Here is a 19728-nt window from a genome sequence, read left to right on the forward strand (position 1 = left end):
TCCTTGCTTATTCGCGGGTACCGTTGTCCATTGCCCGCAGGCGCTCGGCCGCTTCACGCAGTTGGGCGCGAAAACCGGAGGCAATGCGGGCTTCGGAAGGCGGTGGCAACTGGGCATCGCCCTTGTTCATGTGCGCAGCGTCGGTGGCAAAAACCGAAGGGTCAGGCAGCAGGCCATCGGCGCTGAGGTTGATGCGTGACTGGCGGCCGAGAATCCAGGCCATGTCCAGGCTGCTTTCGCGACTGCTGTTGTGCACGGCCTTGGCAACGAACTGACCTTGTTCCAGGCCCAGGCGCTGGTTCAGGGTTTCGCTACGAATTTCAGGGATCAGGCCATAGCTCAAGTTGCTGCCGTCGGCCTGCCAGCTGGAAAGCTCGAGCGCGCGGCTTTGCGCTTCAACCACGGGACCGACGAACACTGCCGGCTGTACATCGGGCAGCGGCAAGTTGTGCAGCGGGTCCACTGCATCGCGGCCGAAGAACGGGCCGGCGGGGGCCGGGATGAACGGGGCGGTGATGTCTAGCGAAATGGTCAACTGGGCAAGGTCCGTGGCGCCGGCTCGATCGACAAGGGTGTAGGTGAAGACATCCTGGAGCACTTGACCCAGCCCGGCGGCGGCCAGTACTTGCGGATTGCTCATGTCGATGGTGTAGGTGTAGCTGCCATCGGCGTTTATCACCAGTGTGCCGTAGCGACCGGCCAGCGGTTGGCCGAGCACCCCATGGGTGCCGGTGCCGGTTTCAGCACCGGTACGAATGGCGCTGACGCTCAATTGGTCGCCGCCGTCGACATCGCTGTCATTGGGCAGGACATTACCGGAGCTTTGCGGCGCTGTGGTCTGGTCGCTGGCGACGTTGCTGTCGTCGCGGGCAAGCGGACTGTCGTTGGCGCCTTGAATGAGGATATTGAGCCGCGCCTGCGACTCGGCCCCGGCAGTGTCGCGCATGCGGTAAGTGAACACTTCACGTAGGGTTTCACCAGCCGTGCGCAGGGCCTGCACGGTTGGATTGTTGTTGTCCAAAACGTACTGGTAGCTGCCGTCGGCATTGAGCAGCAGGTGGCCGTAGCGCCCGGCGATGGTCTGGCCGGCGAGGGCGGTGTTACCGGTTTCACTGGTCACCGATAGCACTTGGCGGGTTTCACCCAAGGCGCTGCTGTCGACGTCGGTGTCGTTGTCCAGCACATTACCGCGTGGGTCTACACCGGGTTTGGCATTGCTCACACCTCCCGCCTCGACAGCGATGCTGTTGTCGTCGACGGCAATTGGCGTGTCGTTGCGACCGTCTATGGTGATGGTCAGCTGTGCAGTGTCATCGGCCTGGTGAGGGTCGACGACTGTATAGGTGAATACATCTACCAGTACCTGGCCACTGGTGCGCAGCGCTTGCACCGCTGCCAGGCTGTTGTCGACGGTGTAGGTCCAACTGCCGTCGGCGTTCATCACCAGGTCGCCATACAGCCCACGGAGGGTGGTGCCTACCGTGCCATCGGTGCCTGTACCGGTTTCACTGCCGGTTCGGATTGCCGAGACTGTCAATACATCGTTTTCAAGGTCGATGTCGTTGCTGAGCACATTGCCGCTGGGGTTGAAGCCAGGCGTCGCATTGTTCAATCCGCCCGCCTCGACAGCAGTGGCAGCATCATCAATGCCATCGGGCACATCATTGCGTCCGATGACGATGATCGACAGTTGCGCGAGGTCGGTGAGACCGCCTCGGTCGGTCACTTGGTAGGTGAATTTGTCGACCACAGTCTGCAGCAGATCCAACGCCAGAACGGCCGGGTTGGAGCTGTCGACGTGATAGGTGTAGCTGCCGTCGGCATTGATTACCAGTGTGCCATATTGGCCGATCAACACATTGCCAACCGTGCCGGCCACCCCCGTGCCACTTTCCGGACCGGTACGAATGCCGGTCACTGTAAGTACATCGCCTTGGTCAACATCGCTGTCGTTAGGCAGCACATTGCCGCTGGGGTTGATGGTCAGGCCATCGCCATTATCGGCCACGGCAAGATTGACGTTGTCTCGGGCCACCGGGGCATCCCACGCGCCTTGAATGGTCAGGCTGAACTGGGCGATGTCCTCGGCCCCGGCAGTGTCGCGCATGCGATAGGTGAACACCTCCTGAAGGGTATCGCCCGGTTTCAGGGCCTGGACGGCAGCCAGTGCGTTGTTGACTTGATAGCGATAATCGCCGTTGGCAAACACCGTCAAGGTGCCGTATATCCCAGAGACGGTCTGCGGGCCGGTGACTGCGGTGAAGGTGCCACCTGCCGCTTCGCTGCCCGCGCGAATGCCATTGACGGTCTTGCTGTCACCCGCATCGACGTCAGTGTCATTGCTTAACAGGTTTGCAGTGGGGTTGAGGCCTGCGGTGCCGTTATTGGTGCCACCGGCTTCGACAGCAATGGCGGTATCGTTGACCGCGAGCGGATTATCGTTCTGGCCGCGGATCGTGATGGTCAGATTGGCGGCGCTGAGCGCACCCGAAAGGTCACGGATGGTGTAGGTGAAAAATTCACTGACAGTGTCGCCGGCAGTGCGCAGCGCTTGCACCTGTGGATTATTGTTGTCGACCAGATAGGTGTAGCTGCCATCGGCGTTCAAGGTCAGACTGCCGTACTGGCCGGCAAAACTACTACCGACGCTGCCGGCGTTGGGCCCTTGACGAATCGCAGTGACTGTCAGTTTTTCGCCAAATTGGTCGACATCAGTGTCATTGCTGAGCACGTTGCCACTGGGGTTACTGCCAGGGGTGGCGTTGTTCAAGCCGCCAGCCTCGACAGCCAGTGCACTGTCGGGGTTGGCGACAGGAGCGTCGTTGCTGCCCTGGATGGTGATGTTCAACACTGCTATATCGGTAGCGCCTGCAGTATCGATAACGTGGTAGTTGAAGGCATCAGTCAGTGTGTTGCCGGGTCGCAGGGCTTGCACGGCCGCCATGCTGTTGTCCAGGCGATAGCTGTAGCTGCCATCGGCATTGAGGGTCAGCCAGCCGTAGGTACCGCGCAATTCGCTCCCCAGCGTGCCGGCATTGCCAGCGCCCTCGGTGGCGCCGGTGCGTACCGAGGCCACGCTGCTGGTTTCGCCGTAGTCGGTCGGGTCGCCGACACCGCCATCGACGTCGTTATCATTGGTCAATACGTTACCGGTCGGGTCGACGCCGCCACTGCTGTTGTTGACCCCGCCGGCTTCTACGGCGGTTGCCGAGTCATTGCCAGCAACCGGGTTATCGTTCTGGCCTCGGATAACGATGACGATCTGGGCGTCGTCGAATTCGCCGTCGGAATCGGTGACCCGATAAGTGAAGACTTCCACCAGCAAATCGTCGATCCCGCGCAGCGCCTGGACTTCAGAGTTGTTGTTGTCGATCACATAGGTGTAGGTGCCGTCGGGCTGAATGGTCAGGGTACCGAATTTGCCGTTCAGCGGGTCGCCAACCACCCCGACAGTGCCGTCGGTTGCACTTTGCAGCCCTGTGCGTATACCCGTCACGCTGATTGGATCGCCATCAGGGTCGGCAAAGGTAACTTGCCGAATTGGCGCGGGCGGAACGCCGGGGTCAAGGCCTGGTGTGCCGTTACCGGCGCCGCCCGCTTCAGTGGCCAGCACTACGGTGTCCTGTGCATGAGGTGGATTGTTGGCACCGGTGACCACAATCACCAGTTGCGCGGTGTCGGTCAGTCCAGCCGAGTCGACAACCTGATAGGTAAAAACCACTTCCATCGACACCCCACGGGGTAGGGCGATAATCGCGGCGTTGTTGCTGTTGACGTCGAAGGTGAAGGAACCATTGGGATTGATGGTCAGCATGCCAAAGTTGTCGCCCGCAACGACGGCAATAGGCACCCCCGTGCTGTCTCGGGCGTAAACCGCCGCGATGGAAACCGGTCCGCTGGTGACTGGCGTCAGCGCGCCATTGCTCGGTTCGATGCCATTGACGGCCTCGATGCCACTGCGAATGCCATTGACCTGCAACACGGTATTGGGCCGGTCCGCCGCGTCGACGTCGGCGTCTATGCCAGTGCCACCTGGGCCGGTGTTGCCCGGGCGGCTGGGGAACTGAATGACGTTGCCGCTGGGGTTACTTTCATTGGTAGAGTCAGAACCTGCCTGCGCCTGGGCTGCATCGTCGCTGGCGAGTGGATTGTCAAAGTTGCCCTTGACCGTGATGCGCAGTTCAGCCAAGTCATTGAGGCCCAAGGCATCTGTTACTTGATAGCTGAACACTTCGGTCAGGCTGTCATTGGGCCCGAGGCGTTGTACGGCGGTATTGCTGTTGTCGATGACATAGCTATAGGTACCATCGGAAGCGATGGTCAAGGTCCCGTAGGTTCCCGCGAGGCTGACACTGCCGTTGGCCGGCACAGTGGTCAGTGGCGCAGGGGAGATTTCCGGTGTGGCGCGAATACCGGAAACACGGATGGTTTCGCCATAGTCGATCGGGTCTGTCGGCTTTTCGCCGCCGTCCACATCATTATCGTTGTCCAGCACATTGCCGCTGGCATCGGTGCCAGGAATAGGGAAGTTGCTGGGCGGGGTATCGTTAGGCTTGCCGACATCGGTGTTACCACCCCCCCCTTTTTCAATGGCAGTGGCCGAATCGGCGTTTCCAACCGGTGCATCATTGGTGCCTTGAATCACCACGGTCAAGCTCGAAGTGGACTGCAGCGGCGGGCCACCCAGGCCGATATCGGCAATGGTATAGCTGAACACTTCGGTCAGTTGGTCGCCGGCCAGGCGCAGTGCCTGAACCTGGGCATTGTTGTTGTCGACGATGTACTCATAAGCGCCATGGGCCGAAAGCACCAACTTGCCGTAACGCCCGGCAATCTCTATCGCTCCAATGTCCGTAAGCGCCAACGTAACACCCAGTGGGGATGTCACCGAAATCACATTGAGCACATCACCGTTGGTGGCGATATCGACATCGGTGTCGTTATCCAGCACGTTGCCACGTGGGTCGATACCGTCCAGCTGGTTGTTGGTGCCGCCGGCCTCTACGGCGGTGGCAGTGTCTGGATTGGCAATGGGCGCATCGTTGACTGGATCGAGGTTGATCACTAGCAAGTCGGTGTCGGTGCGCGCGTCGGTCGGTTGCCCGGGAATGCCGTTGCCATCGAAATCGCCATAGTTGCCTAAATCGGTGGTTTGAACCTGAAGGGAGTCGACGCCATTGAAGTTCAGGTTGCCCAAATAGCTCAGGCTGGCCAACGCCGCGTTGATGTCGGCAATCCGTCCCAACAGCACCAAAGCCGTGGTGCCCGTGCCGCTTACGGTCACCCCGGTGGCAGCACCGGTGAGCGACAGGGTGCCGTGAGTCACCGTCAGCGTCACCTGAATGGCCCGGCCGTTGACGTTCGGGTTGCGCTCGGCATCGACGTCGCTGACGCTGATACCGGGGATTGCCAGTGGGGCGTCCTCATTTCCAGACTGAGAGCCGGGCAGGGTGTTGACCGGTGCGTCGTTGACCTCGACATAGCCGGAGTTGGCTTGCTGGGCACTCCCTTCACCCAAGGTCACGCGGACCTGGCCGAGGGTGCTGCCGTCGGTATCGATGCGGATGCGCAGCTCGCCAAACTGGCTGATGCTGTTGACGGTGGTCGGTGCGTCTACACGGTACAAACCAGAGGGCAGAACACCGAAGATAAAGCGGCCATTGCTGTCGGTGGTGGTGCTGAAGGTCTTGTCGTCGCCATTGCCGAGGACTCCGTCAACGCCTGCCCAGATCAGCTTGATGGTCTGGTTGGCAATTGCCAGCTCGTAGGCTGGGGTGCCGGGAACAGGGTCTGCGTCCGGGGCTACGTCATTGGGTGAAGAGGCGGCGGTGCCGGTGTCGTTCCAGAGGGTGCCGCTGATGATGCCCAGCCCGGCACCTTCGCGCAGGACATAGTTGTTCAAGGTTGTAGCGTCCGCACCGGGACCGTCTGTTCCGTTACGCTCGCCCGATGCGCTGCCGTCGGCGCCAACCGTGGTACCGCCCCAACTGGTGAACGTTTCGGGCAGGCTGCTCCAGCTCAGGTTGGCATCGGTGTTGGCGATAGTCGTGCCATTGGGAACGTCGACTGAATACACCACGCTGACCCGCGTACCTATGTCGATTCGAGCGATATCTACGCTCAGCCCACCTGTGGTGCTGAAGGTCACGCCCGCGGGCAGGTTGCCCGGGCCATAGAGGGTGCCGCCGATGGTAACGCTGATCAGGTTGTAGTTGCTGCCGGTCGGGAAACCGTCGCTCAGGTGTACGTCATAGGCTGGCAAGCCGCCGCTGGCGGTGAAATTGACGGTGACCGTGGCGTTGCCCGTGGTGCCGGCAGGGTTGGGTGTAAAGTCGGTGACCTGCTTGTTGAACTCGCTGAAACTGGACTCGACGATGCGCTCGCGCAGCACATCACTGGTGGCCCGCAGGTTGCCGTTGACACGGTCTTGAACGATGGCGTCGAGGGCCACGCCGCTTTGGTTCTCGACAATGTTGCTGACCCGGGCATTGAACTCGACGACGATGCCCTCAAGGTCGTCGTCGTTGCCATCGTCACCCCCGCCATGCGCGCCGTTGGTGATGTTACCCAAATTTAGGGTAACGATCTGATTGCCGTTGGCATCGGTGCCAAGTTGGACATAAATCGGGTTGAGCACGCCGGTCGGCGCTGCGCCGGAGAGATCCGGGGTGATGTATTGGGCCTCTGGACTGTCCTCGTTGCCAAGAATCTGCAACGTGCCGCTGGTGATCAGGTCATTCAGGCTGGTGACCAGGCCACCATCGGAGACGAAGCCGATACGCAGGGTGCTCAAATCGCCCAGGGTCAGGCCACGACCCAGGGTAATCACCAACTGGTAGTTGGGGTTGTTACCTTCAGGCACCAATACGGTCGCCCGGTAACGAATCACTTCTCCGACTGCGACCTTTTCTTCCAGAGCGTTGGTCGGGTTGGGGGCTGCGGTGTCGGTAAGTCCGCCGACGCGCGAGAACTTTATGCCTTGCGCCACCGGAATGATGAGCACGCTGTCACGGCGGTAATCGTTGAGTACGCCGCTGTTGAGTGTACCGTCGTTGCCGGTTCGTTCACCTGCAACCGTACCGTCAAGGCTGGTCCAGCGTACTTGCGCCAGGTTGTCGAACTGCGCCACCGACGCGCCGGTGGCATTGACCACCCCGGAAACGCGCAAGACCACGGTGCCGCCTTTGGCGATATCGACATTGCCGGTGTTGATCAGCGTGCGACCTGTAGGGTCGAGGGTAAAACTGCCAGTGATATCGGTGCTCACGCCATTGACCGTGTAAATCGCACTGATCAAGGTCAAACCGTCCAGTTCAGTGGGCAGTTCGCTGCTGAAGTTGATATCGAAGGCGTTATTGTCGCTCGACGCAGTACCGTTGCTGAGGGTGATGTTGTATTCGACCTTGTCACCTTGGTCGAAACCCAGCCCTGGCGGGGTGACCAGTTGCTGGTTGAGTTGCAGGGTTGGTTCCTGAATGGTGATGGTGGGCTTGGCGCCGGTCACTGCCACGTCGCGGCTGACTGCGGTAGCGCCATTTGGCGTATCACCGTCGGGATCGCGGTAGTTGAGGGTGGCGTCGTTTTGCCTGACTGCGCTGGTCTGGTTGGCTATGACGTTACTGGCAACCAGGCGCAGACGAATGACGAAACTGTTGTTGCCGGTGTTGTTGTCACCGGTGGCGCTGGACACTGTAAAGACGAAGCGCGCATCGGCACCGTCAGCGCCCAGGGTGCCGGAGGGTGCACTCAAGCTGCCGATCGTGACTGTACCGGCAAAATTTTGCGCCAATAAGCCACCAGCGCTGGTGATCACCAGATAGCCTCGCCCCTCGAAACTGGTGTCCAGACGCATGCCGGGCGGTATCAGATCATCGATACGCAGGTTTTGGGTAGTCCCTTCAGGCAAGGTCACGACGATGTCGTAAAGCATGCTTTCACCGACCACCAGGTTTGAGCCGGTGGTGTGGGTGGCGCTGGAGTCGCTATTGTCGAGACTGCCGCCAGCATAGTTCTTACTGATGGTCGGGGCAGCGACCTGCTGGCCGGCAATGTCGCTCAATGGTGTAGAGCCAACGAAGTTCTGTCCACCTTCGACACTGGCGTAACCGAGCAGTTGGGCGCTGGTTTGCAGGGTGGAGCTGGCGGCGATGGTGGCGCTGACATTGACCTCGTAAGTGATGACCACCACGTTGGCACCGCTGCTGTCGGCAGCACTGCCGGGGCGCCCGGCCAGTAGCCCGCCGACCCCAGCACCGTCGATAAAGGTGATGGTGTTGGTGGCGTTGTTTACGGTGAAATGTGTGCCGGCGATGAGCCGTGTGCCGTCGCCACGATAGATTTGCAGGTTGGCGGCAGACAGGCTGCCACCGACAAAGGACAGCCCCGGCGGCAGCGTGATGCTGGTGCGCACATCGAATGCACTGCCACCACCGGAGTTCTCGATGGCGGTGGCCAGGCGCAGGCGATCGCTGGCGTCGATGCCGCTGACATTGCCATTGACCGCGCTGATATCGGTGATACTGCCGGCGAACGGCGTGCCAGCGGTGCCCGGTAACGTCCAGCTACCGGTTGTACCCGATACCGTGCCATGGCTGCTGGAGACTACGCCATGGCTAATGTTGAGCACAGGCTCAGCGATCGAGGCGATCAAGGCCACGTCATCGGTGGTTACCAGGGCGCTTTTGTCCAGCGTCCGGGTCTGACTGGATTCGCCCAGCACGTTGAAGGCACGTTGGTCGGCGAACGGCTGGTCACTGACGGTCAGGGTGAAGTCGATCGAAATACGGCTGCCTTCGACCCCGCTGTTCACATAGTCGGCGAAGGTGAACACCAGCGAGTTGCCTGGCCCGAGGGTAACTGACGTTGGGGTATTTGGATTGGTGTTGTCTGTCGCCAGGCGCCAGATTGTGTTGAGATCCAGGCCGCTGAGGTCGAATAGCGGCAGAGGCAGGTATGCCGTGAGCTTGAAGTTTTCGTAGTCGCCGGTGATCAAATCGTAGCTGATGCGGAAAGTGACACGGTCACCAGGGCGCAACTCGGTGCCAGGTGCCGGCGCGCCACCACCGTTGCGATCGGCCAGATTGATTTCAACCTGGCTGGTGGGGATGGTGGTGGTGGTAGTGGAGCTGTCGCTCTGGTTGTCGCCGCTGAGGTTTAGAGGGTCGAGCAGTACCGTGGCGGTAACGGTGGCGTTGTTGCCGAGCGGATCGCCTTCGTTGATTTCAGGATGAGGGTTGCCGCTCGGCGGTGTATAGCTCTGTCCGATTCGCGCCTGGTAGCTGATCACCGCCAGGGTCGCGCCTTGCAGTACATCGTCGAAGGCCAGGTCGCCATTGAGCCAGTTACGTACGGCAAAGGCATTGCTGATAGAGCCGGCAACGTCGAACTGCATGGACGTCGTACCGTCCGCATTCACCACAGCGCTGCTGATCAGGGTGATGGTCTGAGTGATGCCGTTGACCGTGAGGGTCAAGGTGGCCGTGCCCGGCACAAGGGTTTGGCCATCACCGAGGCTGTCGGCAACCACGAAGCTGCCATTACCGAGGAAGGTTTTGCCAAAGGCAAAATAGTCGGAGAGGGCGATGTTGAGGCGGTAGCTGAGGGTGTCACCCGGGCTTACCCCGGCAGTGCCACCGTCAATCGCGACCGTGACCTCCTTTTGCAAGGTAATCGACTTGGCAATAAAGCTGACATCCTGCCCAGTGCCACTGAACTCGATTTGCCCACCCGCAGCGTCGCGCGGATCCAACGGCACCCAGTCGCCGGTAGCAGTAGGGCCATCGAAAACGATGGCAACATCATTGCCGGTGACCGGGTTGAGAACGGGAACGCCATCGGCATCGTCATCGGGCACAAAAAACTGCACGCTGGTGGTCGTCGGGCCACTGATTGTCGGGTACCGCACGCTGAATTCGCGAAGGTACACGTCGTTGCCGAGGTTACTGTCGTTGTTGCGCGCGAGCGTTACCCGAATCAAGGCCGGGTCGGTAATCACACGACCATCGTAGAGGGTTATGGATACAACTGTGCCTCCGGCAGCCGGGGTGATGCCTTTGACAATGACATTGTCTGGCACCGGCTGGCTGATCACCACGTTGGTCAAGGTCTGCGAGTCGGCGGGGGTAATGGTGCCAGATAGCGTGCGCACGAAGTTCGGGCCGGTGGCAGTTTCACCTTCCGGTGTGCTGACCGTTTGATCAACCGTTATGACGGTGGGGTGCACGACGTAGCTGTCGGCGTTGGCTGAAGGCTCAAGAATACTCGGGTCAGTGGCCGGGTTATTAAGTGAATCGTTGCCATACTGAAAGCCACTGCGTGCACGAATGGTCAGGTCAGGGGTGGAGCCTGAGAAGGAGAAGTCGGTGTCTGCCAGGTTGCTTAAGGTCGCGGTCACTTGAATGGCAATCGGCGGCTGGCCCTGGCTGACGCTGGAGAACGGCAGTTCGAGGACTACCATCTGATCACCCGCGCGCATTCCAAAGTCGGCTGCGTTTATGATCAGGGGCTTGCCATCGGTGCCGACGGCCAAGGGATGGCTGGCCTTGCCATTGGCATCGAAGGTCAATAGGTGGGCGGTCAGCGTCTGGCCCAGGTAGCTGGCGGAACTGAAGGTGATACCGTCGTCAATTTCTGCGCCGGCGCCATCCTTGCCGGTGGCGGGGAAGAATAGATCGATAAAGGGCGCATAACCGGCATCGGTAGTGCTGTTGCTGAAGGTCACCGTGAAGGTGAAGTTCTCACCCAACAAGACGTCGGCGCCGCCGGACAAGCCAGTGCTAGGACCTGCAGCCAACAACCGCTCGTAGCTGCTCATGGCCGCGCTGGAAAGCGCGATAGACTTATCGATCAAGCCATTGCTGATTTCAAGGTTCCAATCGCCACCGGCTTTAGCGCTACCGGTGTTGTCGTCAGAGGCACCCACATCAGCGCCGGTCCAGCGTGCCAGTTCATCGACCAGGGTACGCCCATCCTTGCCTTCGCCCACCTTGCAGCCGTAGAGCTGGATGTCGGCGCCTACGCTCAGGGACTGGCTCCATTGACTCAACGGTTGCGCGTATTGCCCAACATTCTCGGCGGTCAGGGTGGTGCTGCCCAGGGTGAACTCGCCGGCGGCACCATGGGATAGAATTTGAATCGAGTCGACTTGGCCCAGCTTGGCCAGGGCGCTGGAAATCGCGGCCAGTCCATCCTGATTGGCCTCTACCACCAGTACGTCAACGTTGTCCGGCAGATTGGCGGTGAGTTGCTCGCGGCCTTCGATACGGCTGTCGAGCACTAACAGGTGACGCGCTGCAGACGCTTGCTGGCCGGGCTCGCTGCGAGCGTCGGACGGCGTGGCGTGCGCCGTGTCGCTCTTGCCTGTATCGCCGGCATCCTGCTGGTGCTGATCCGCGGTCGCTGCCGCCGCTGCCCCGTCAAACAGTATTCGCGGCTCAAGCGCCAGGGCTTGGCGTTGCGGTTTGAATGCGGCTGGAATTGCAGTACGGAGTCGGGTCGTCATGTCCACCTCAATACGAAAGCTCCTTGCGAAGGCGGGCCGTCGGCAACGGGAGCAGCGCTGATGCTGGCGACAGCCGGTTATTCCTTCGGGCCGTCGAATAATTCTCAACAAAATCAGACTAGACGCATTTTAAACATTCTGTGATTTGCCTGACGGATGCGCTCCAGGCGCCTTTCAGCCGGTCTGGACGGCCAGCAAGCCCATGCGTGCAGAGTATTGATCGCGCCGGAGGTAGGAGGGCAGAACGCGGTCTATTCTGACCTTGCCGCTTACCACGGGGGTGCGTGGGAGGTGGCGATGTTCAACCGGAGCGAAGGCCATGGAAAAGTGGGTAAAACGCGGGTGCCTTGGGGCGGCTGTACTGCTGTGGATGACGTTTTACCAGCCCGCTTACGCTGATCAGGAAACTGCAGTCGTTACCGCGCCGGCTGCCGAACTGAAAGTGTTCAATCGCAGCATCCTGACCTTTCGCGCCACCTTGCTCGGCGAAACCCCGAAGGTTCGCATGCAACGTGCCGAAGCCGTGATCAACGAGATGATTGGCGGTACCGAAGATCTCGACATCAGGATCGATGCCATCCAGGACAGCTATCTGGTGCTGCTCGGTGAGCGTCGAGCGTTCATTGTCACACCCAAGGATACTGACGCCGATATCAGTGTTGCCGATGCTGCCACTGAGGCTGCCAAGCGCCTCGAGACGGTTGTGACTGAATCACAGCAGGCGCGCAGCGTACGATTTTTGCTGGTCGCAGGCGGCTTCAGTGTGGTTGCTACCTTGCTGTACCTTGCCTTGTTGCGCCTTGCTGCGTATGTACAGCGCAAGCTGTTGTCGTGGCTGCCGAAGAAAATTCGTCGCCATCATGATGTACTGAAGGTTGGCCAAACGCCCCTGTTCGATACCAGCAATCTGTTTCCCGTGTTCAGGCGCTTGTTGGCGTTGCTGTACTGGATTGTGGTGCTGCTGCTCACCTACGAATGGTTGACCTTCGTGTTGCGGCGTTTTCCCTACACCCGACCTTGGGGTGAGAGCCTTGATAACTACCTGCTGAACCTGGCGGGATATCTGCTGGATGCCATCGTCAGCGCGATTCCGGGGCTGGTGATTGCGCTGATGATCTTTTTCATCGCACGTGGGGCCAGCGCCTTCAGCAAACGCATTCTTGAGCGGCTGGCGCGTCCCGGCACGATTTCCTGGCTCAACGAAGAAACCCTGCACCCGACGATGCGCCTGACGGCCCTGGCGATCTGGCTGTTTGCCCTGGCGATGGCGTACCCCTACCTGCCCGGTGCCGGTACTGATGCGTTCAAAGGTCTGTCGGTGTTGATCGGCTTAATGATCTCGCTGGGGGCTTCGAGCGTGGTTGGCCAGGCGGCAGCCGGTCTGATCTTGACTTATACCCGCACCTTGCGCCCCGGCGAGTTCGTCAAAATTGGCGAGCATGAGGGCACGGTGACCGAGTTGGGCATGTTCACCACCAGTATTCGCACCGGGTTGGGGGAGGTGTTGACCCTGCCTAACTCGATGATTACCGGCACGGTGACGAAAAACTACTCGCGAGTGGTGCAGGGCGCTGGTTATGTGGTGGACACGGTTGTCACCATTGGCTACGACACACCCTGGCGCCAGGTCGAGGCCATGCTGCTGGAGGCGGCAAGCCGCACAGCCGGTATTCTGCAGACGCCGCGGCCGCAGGTATTTCAAACCGCGCTTTCGGACTTCTATCCCGAGTACCGCCTGGTCGCCCAGGCAGTGCCGAGCGAGCCGCGACCACGTGCCGAGTTGCTGTCGTTACTGCATGCCAATGTGCAGGATGTGTTCAACGAGTACGGCGTGCAGATCATGTCGCCGCATTACCTGGGCGATCCGGAACATGAAAAGCGCGTGCCCAAGGAGGGATGGTATGCCGCGCCCGCGCAGGCGCCACATGATCAGGGAGATGCGCAATGATCGATTTTGTGCTGCATGCCTTGCGTTCCAACCCGGAGATCGCCGTATTCCTGGCCATTGGCCTGGGTGTACTGGTCGGTCGTATCCAAATTGGCAGCTTTCATCTGGGGTCGGTAGCCGGTGCGCTGCTGATGGGGCTGGTGATCGGCCAGGTTGGCCTGGAGGTACCCCACGAACTCAAATCAGTGTTCTTTGTGCTGTTCATTTATGCCGTTGGCTTCAAAAGCGGCCCGGAGTTTTTCGGTTGCCTGAACCGTGGCAGTCTCAAACTGGTGCTTTTCTCGGTGGTGCTTTGCAGCACCGCCCTGGGCGCTATTTTGCTGATGAATAAAATCTACAACTTTGATGCCGGTTTTACCGCTGGCTTGGGTGCAGGTGCCCTGACTGACACGGCGATCATGGGTACGGCCAGTAGCGCCATTGCACAACTGGGGTTGGATGAGGCGGCGAAAAACCAGTTGTACAGCCATATGGCAATTGCCTATGCCATTACCTATGTGTTCGGCACGGTGGGGTTGGTGGTGTTTGTCGGCAGTATCGCCCCGAAATTGTTGGGCGTGGACCTGCGCGCCTCGGCGCGGGAGCTGGAGCTGGAGCTGGGCATCGCCAGCCAGGAAGAGATCATCAGCATCCCCTATACGCGCATCGTGGTGCGCGCCCACTCTTTGACTGAACCCAGCACACTAGGTTTATCCATCCACGAATTGGAACGTCAGCATCCGAGCATGAGCATCGAACGGGTAGTGCGCGCAGGGGTGGTGCATGAGCGCGACTCGGCAATGCAATTGCTGCTCGGCGATATCGTTGGTATCTATGCCCTGCGCGAAGACGTTGGGTACTTGAATGAATGGCTGGGCGCGGAATTGGATCACCCCGAAGCGTTGTCGTTTCCTACCCGTACCGCCGAGATAGTGCTGACCAACAGGTCATTGGCTGGCAAGACCGTGCATGAGATCAAATCCCGGCTATCGGGCTCCGAGCGTATGGGCTGCTTCATCAATTCGATCACCCGGCAAAACCTGGACTTGCCGCTACTGCCCAATACCGTGCTGCACAAAGGTGATGTGATCTCGCTGACCGGGCGTACGGCCAGTGTTGTGGCCCTGGCCGAACAGTTGGGACGAATTCGCGAGCGCAGCTATAAAACCGATATTGCCGTACACGGCCTGGGCATGGTGGTGGGCGCGCTGCTGGGTATGCTATCGACGCATATCGGGATGATCCCCATTGAACTGGGCGTGGGTGGCGGGGTGCTGTTGGTTGCACTGCTGATCGGCTGGTACAACTCGCGTCATCCGGAGTTCGGCAGCTTACCGCCGGCTGCCCAGTGGGCGTTTTCCGAGTTTGGCCTCACCGCATTCGGTGCAGTCGTTGGCTTGCTGGCAGGCCCACCGGCAATCGCCGCCATGCAGAACGAGGGCCTGGCGCTGCTGATCTCAGGAGTCGTGGTGACGTTGTTGCCGCCGCTTGTATCGCTGTACTTCGGTCGCTATGTGCTGCGATTGCACCCCATGGTGCTGTTTGGTGCATTGGCCGGAGCGCAGACTGAAGCGGCGTCGATGAACAAGATCATCGAACAATCCGGGAGCAACACGCCAGTGATTGGCTTTACCGTGTGCTACGCGATTTCCAACGTGTTGTTGGCCGTGTGTGGCCCGATCATTGTGTATATAGCCAGTTAACCTCCGTCTCAGTTGTCTTCGCTAGATGTGCATTTATTCACATAGCGCCAATAAAACTAGGCGTTAATGGACGTTAATTGACGCTGCGCCCAAAAATCTAGGCGTTACTCTATCTTCTCAGAACCCTTTAATAGCGCTCATACAAAGCCTATAATTCTAGGCGTAGCTCGGCCGAAAGGCCTTCTTTGCATAGGAATATAGGCATTATGCGAACAGAATCGATGACTGATGAAGCGATCGCCGGTGAAATTGGCCAGCGCATCGAAGCCATTCGCTTGAAACGAAATCTGGGCCAGGACGTCGTTGCGCATGAAGCCGGCATCTCGCGTGAGACGTACCGTAAAATCACTGCAGGAAAAGGCACGTTGGTGAACGTTATTGCAGTGCTCCGCGTACTGGGGGAGTTGGGGCGCTTGGCGACGTTGATCGAGGAGGTCAGGTCAAGCCCACTGCAGTTAGCCAAAATGCACGGTAAGCGACGACTGCGGGCCGCGCGAGCGACGTCTGCCGAGTCTTTATTGAAGCCGACTGCAACTACCCCAATCGGCAAGCCGACGCTCATTGGTGGCACCCATACGAAAAAGGACAGTAGCTGGTGATTGCTCGAATCTACCTGTGGGATGTGTACGTGGGTGCACTCAACTGGAACGCTGACACCCAGATTGCGGAATTCGAATATACCCCTGAGTTTGTCAGGACTGGATTACAGATTTCACCGATCCACATGCCTTTACGCGAGGACTACACCTATGTGTTCCAGGGGCTGGACCGGGAAACCTTCAAGGGCTTGCCTTCAATCCTTGCCGACTCGCTGCCGGATGATTTCGGTAACGCGCTGATCGACGCCTGGCTGGCTCAACAAGGGCGCGACAAGGTCACTTTCTCTCCGGTGGAACGCCTCCTGTACCAAGGGACACGCGGTATGGGTGCATTGGAGTATCGGCCGGCACTGGCTGCAGAGCAGAACAAGGGTGAGAGCATTCAGATCGATGCACTCGTGCGCCTGGCCAGCGAAGTATTGTCGGAACGCGGATCGCTGGCCGAAAGACTGACTGCGCACGACCCCTCTGTCGATGACGTTGCCCTGCAGCACCTCATTCAGGTTGGCACCAGTGCCGGTGGCGCGCGGGCAAAAGCCGTCATTGCCCTGAACGCGGCGGGTGAGATCCGCTCGGGCCAGGTACCGGCGCCAGCGGGATTCGAGTACTGGCTGTTGAAATTCGATGTCGCCAAGGATTCGAAAGTCCTGGCTGACTCGCAAGGCTATGGGCGGATCGAATACGCCTATCACCTCATGGCCAAGGCCGCGGGTATTACCATGACCGAATGCCGGTTGTTGGAGGAGGGTGGTCGGGCGCACTTCATGACCAGGCGATTCGACCGTACTGCCGATGGCGAAAAAATCCACGTTGCCACGCTGTGCGCGATGGACCATGCAGACTTCCGCAAGCCCGGCCAATACTCTTACGCCGAAGCATTCGCCGTACTGCGCGCGCTTGGCGTTTCCCGCGATGGGGCCGAGGAATTCTATCGCCGTATGGTCTTCAATGTGGTGGCCCGCAACCAGGACGACCACACCAAGAATACCGCCTTCATGATGGACACCGACGGCAGCTGGTACCTGACCCCAGCCTACGACGTTTCCTATTCCTACCTGCCCGGTAGCTTCTGGGTCGACACTCACCAAATGAGCATCAATGGCAAGCGTGATGACTTCACCCTTGAAGATTTGCTCAGCGTGGCAAACCAAGTGCGCGGCATGGACGCCAAGCAGATCATCCGTGATGTTGTCGAAGCTGTCCGGCAATGGCCGCATTTCGCTCAGTTGGCGGGCGTTAACGCTGCGGCCAGCAAGCGCATAGGTGACGTTCACCGGTTGTATCTGAGCGAAGGGCTTTGATTGCGTGGAACGCCACGGCTGTTATCACGGAAGTTCTCTATGGATCCAATGATAGGTGGTCATAAAAGGGTTTCTGGGCGATAATCGAACAGAATTATTTACTTTAAATTAAATAAATAAATATATGATATTTAAAGTAATTTCTATTATTTCTTAAATTGAAATTGAGATTTACAGTAGTAAAAGGCCAAGATTGCTCTGTTAGCCCCCGTTGTTTATGGATCCATTATCTGATTGATTAGCCCCTGGCAGCGTCGGGAGCCCTCCCGAACGTAGGCGATAACAATTACAAAAAGGGTTCGGTCATGAATGGCTTACCAAGGGTGCGCACCTGCCAGGGGTCGCGCCGCTCGCTTTGTGTGTGCTCACGTCTCTTCACGCTGGTGGCCGCCGGCCGGCAGGTGACGCTATGAACATTGACCTCAAGCATCGGGTCGACCACGGTCCAATGGGCAGTTTCCAATGCCTGGCCATCGGCATATGCATTCTCTTGAACATGATCGATGGCTTCGATGTGTTGGTGATGGCCTTCACTGCGGCATCGGTTTCTGCCGAGTGGGGCTTGAGCGGGGCGCAGATCGGGCTGCTGCTCAGCGCCGGGTTGTTCGGCATGGCGGCAGGCTCGCTGTTCATCGCGCCCTGGGCCGATCGCATTGGCCGGCGCCCGCTGATTCTATTGTGCCTGGCGCTTTCAGGTGCCGGCATGCTGCTCTCGGCGCTAAGCCAGACGCCCCTGCAATTGGCACTGTTGCGCGGGCTCACGGGGCTAGGTATCGGCGGCATTCTGGCCAGCAGTAACGTGATCGCCAGCGAATACGCCAGTAAGCGCTGGCGCGGTCTGGCAGTCAGCCTGCAGTCTACCGGTTACGCCCTTGGCGCAACCCTGGGTGGTCTGCTGGCGGTATGGCTGCTAGGGCATTGGGGGTGGCGCTCGGTGTTCCTGTTTGGCGGCATTGTCACCTTGCTGGTGATTCCCCTGGTACTGCTGTGGCTACCCGAATCGCTGGATTTCTTGCTGGCGCGCCGCCCAGCCAATGCCCTGGCGCGGGTCAATCGCCTGGCCGTGCGCCTGGGCCAGCCTGCACTGACGCATTTGCCGGCAGCCCAGGCAAGCGTGGCGGGTGCTGCTACCGGGTTCCGCCAGTTGCTGACCCCGGCTCTGCGCCGCACCACCTTACTGATCTGGTTGTTGTTCTTCCTGGTGATGTTCGGCTTCTACTTCGTGATGAGCTGGACACCCAAGCTGCTGGTCGCAGCAGGTTTGTCGGCCGAGCAAGGCATTACCGGCGGAGTGTTGCTCAGTGTTGGCGGGATCGTGGGTGCGGCGCTGATCGGCGGGCTTTCTTCGCGCTGGCCGCTGGTGCGGGTGCTGGCGTTGTTCATGTTGGTTACCGCCGGACTGCTGGTGTTGTTTGTCGGCAGTGGTTCATCAGTGAGCATGCTATTAGGGCTCGGCTTGTTGATCGGGCTGTTCTCCAACGGTTGCGTGGCCGGGCTGTATGCGCTGTCGCCGGTGGTCTATGACACCTCGGTGCGTGCCACCGGGGTGGGCTGGGGCATCGGCATCGGGCGGATCGGCGCGATCCTGTCGCCGATCGTGGCCGGGGTACTGCTTGATGGCGGCTGGCAACCACTGCACCTATATGGGGTGTTCGCCAGTGTCTTTGTGCTGGCCGCCGGTTGCCTGTTGTTGCTCAAGCCAGCACGCACACCGGCGCAGCCAGTGATGGCCGGCGCCTAGGCCTGACCGTCGATGATCGCCTCGGCGACGGTGGCGCAGAACCATTGCAGGGCTGCGGAACTGTCGCTGTTGGGATGCCAGTGCAGTGACACCGTGAACGCGGGCACCTGGAACGGCAGCTCGAGCATCTTCATGCCGCCTTCCTGGATGAACAACCGGGCGATCTGCGCCGGCAGTACCGCAAGCAGGTCGGTGCCGGGCAGGATCTTGGGCAGCACCGAGAAGTGCGGCACCTGCAGGCTGATCCGGCGCTGCACGTTCATGGCCGTCAACACGTCCTCGACGCTGCCGTGGCCGGTGGTACGGGTAACGGTGATATGACGCTCGGCAGTGAATTGCTCAAGGCTCAGCGCTTGGTTGATGCGTGGATGGTCGAGGCTCAATAGACACACATAACGCTCGTGCATCAGCACCTGGCTACGGGTCCCGGCCACGGTTGGGCGGCAGATGGCCGCGTCGATCTTGCCGCTGGCCAGCCAGTCGCCGACCTGGTCCACCTGCAGGGGCAGTACTTCCACTTCAGCGTGAGGCGCTTCGCGGTTGAGACGCGCCAGGATCAGCGGCAAGAAGCCCATTTCGCCAAGGTCGGAAAGGGCGATGCGAAACCGGCGTTCGGTGCTGCTGGGGTCGAACTGGCGCGTGCTCTGCACGGCGCTTTCGATGCGGGTCAGCGAGTCGCGCAATGTGGTGTACAGCTGTTCGGCGACAAAGGTCGGCTGGATGCCGTCGCGGGTACGGCTGAACAGCGGGTCGTCAAACAGTTCGCGCAAGCGTGCCAGGCCATAGCTGACCGAGGGTTGGGTGACGAACAGGCGCTCGGCGGCGAGGGTCACGCTTCGGGCCTCGAAAAGGACGACAAAGGTGCGGATCAGGTTCAGGTCGAAGTTGCTCATGGGGTCTCGATGCACGCGCTGGAATATAGATCAGTTTTATTTTTGATAGAGATAGTATCAATTT

Annotated in this window: 7 protein-coding genes; 5 read left to right on the forward strand and 2 right to left on the reverse strand. The window is 59.7% G+C overall.

The window, feature by feature from the left end:
• Positions 1-7 precede the first annotated feature (7 nt).
• Entirely contained in the window at positions 8-11500 is an 11493-nt protein-coding gene (locus V0R60_RS01660; RefSeq protein WP_330078555.1) for a VCBS domain-containing protein, read from the reverse strand.
• A 370-nt stretch (positions 11501-11870) separates the two neighbouring features.
• On the opposite strand from V0R60_RS01660, the gene V0R60_RS01665 reads away from it, so the two are divergent.
• The 5 genes from V0R60_RS01665 to V0R60_RS01685 all read left to right on the forward strand — a co-directional run bounded on the left by V0R60_RS01665 (position 11871) and on the right by V0R60_RS01685 (position 18771).
• Positions 11871-13448: a mechanosensitive ion channel family protein gene (locus V0R60_RS01665; RefSeq protein WP_330078743.1), complete on the forward strand. Its 1578-nt coding sequence runs from the start codon at positions 11871-11873 to the stop codon at positions 13446-13448.
• Entirely contained in the window at positions 13445-15130 is a 1686-nt protein-coding gene (gene aspT, locus V0R60_RS01670) for an aspartate-alanine antiporter (RefSeq protein ID WP_330078554.1), read from the forward strand. The genes V0R60_RS01665 and aspT overlap by 4 nt, the downstream gene beginning before the upstream one ends.
• Positions 15131-15351: 221 nt before the next feature.
• Positions 15352-15729, forward strand: coding sequence for a helix-turn-helix domain-containing protein (locus V0R60_RS01675; RefSeq protein WP_330078553.1), 378 nt, complete (start codon positions 15352-15354; stop codon positions 15727-15729).
• Positions 15726-17030, forward strand: coding sequence for a type II toxin-antitoxin system HipA family toxin (locus V0R60_RS01680; protein ID WP_330078552.1), 1305 nt, complete (start codon positions 15726-15728; stop codon positions 17028-17030). Before V0R60_RS01675 ends, V0R60_RS01680 begins: the two co-directional genes overlap by 4 nt.
• A gap of 409 nt (positions 17031-17439) precedes the next feature.
• Complete coding sequence (locus V0R60_RS01685) at positions 17440-18771, forward strand: MFS transporter (RefSeq protein ID WP_330078551.1); 1332 nt, start codon at positions 17440-17442, stop codon at positions 18769-18771.
• On the opposite strand, the gene V0R60_RS01690 is transcribed toward V0R60_RS01685, so the two are convergent.
• Entirely contained in the window at positions 18768-19664 is an 897-nt protein-coding gene (locus tag V0R60_RS01690; RefSeq protein WP_330078550.1) for a LysR family transcriptional regulator, read from the reverse strand. The genes V0R60_RS01685 and V0R60_RS01690 overlap by 4 nt on opposite strands.
• Positions 19665-19728 lie beyond the last annotated feature (64 nt).

The sequence above is a fragment of the Pseudomonas auratipiscis genome, from assembly GCF_036324085.1.
Classification (GTDB): Bacteria; Pseudomonadota; Gammaproteobacteria; order Pseudomonadales; family Pseudomonadaceae; genus Aquipseudomonas; species Aquipseudomonas auratipiscis.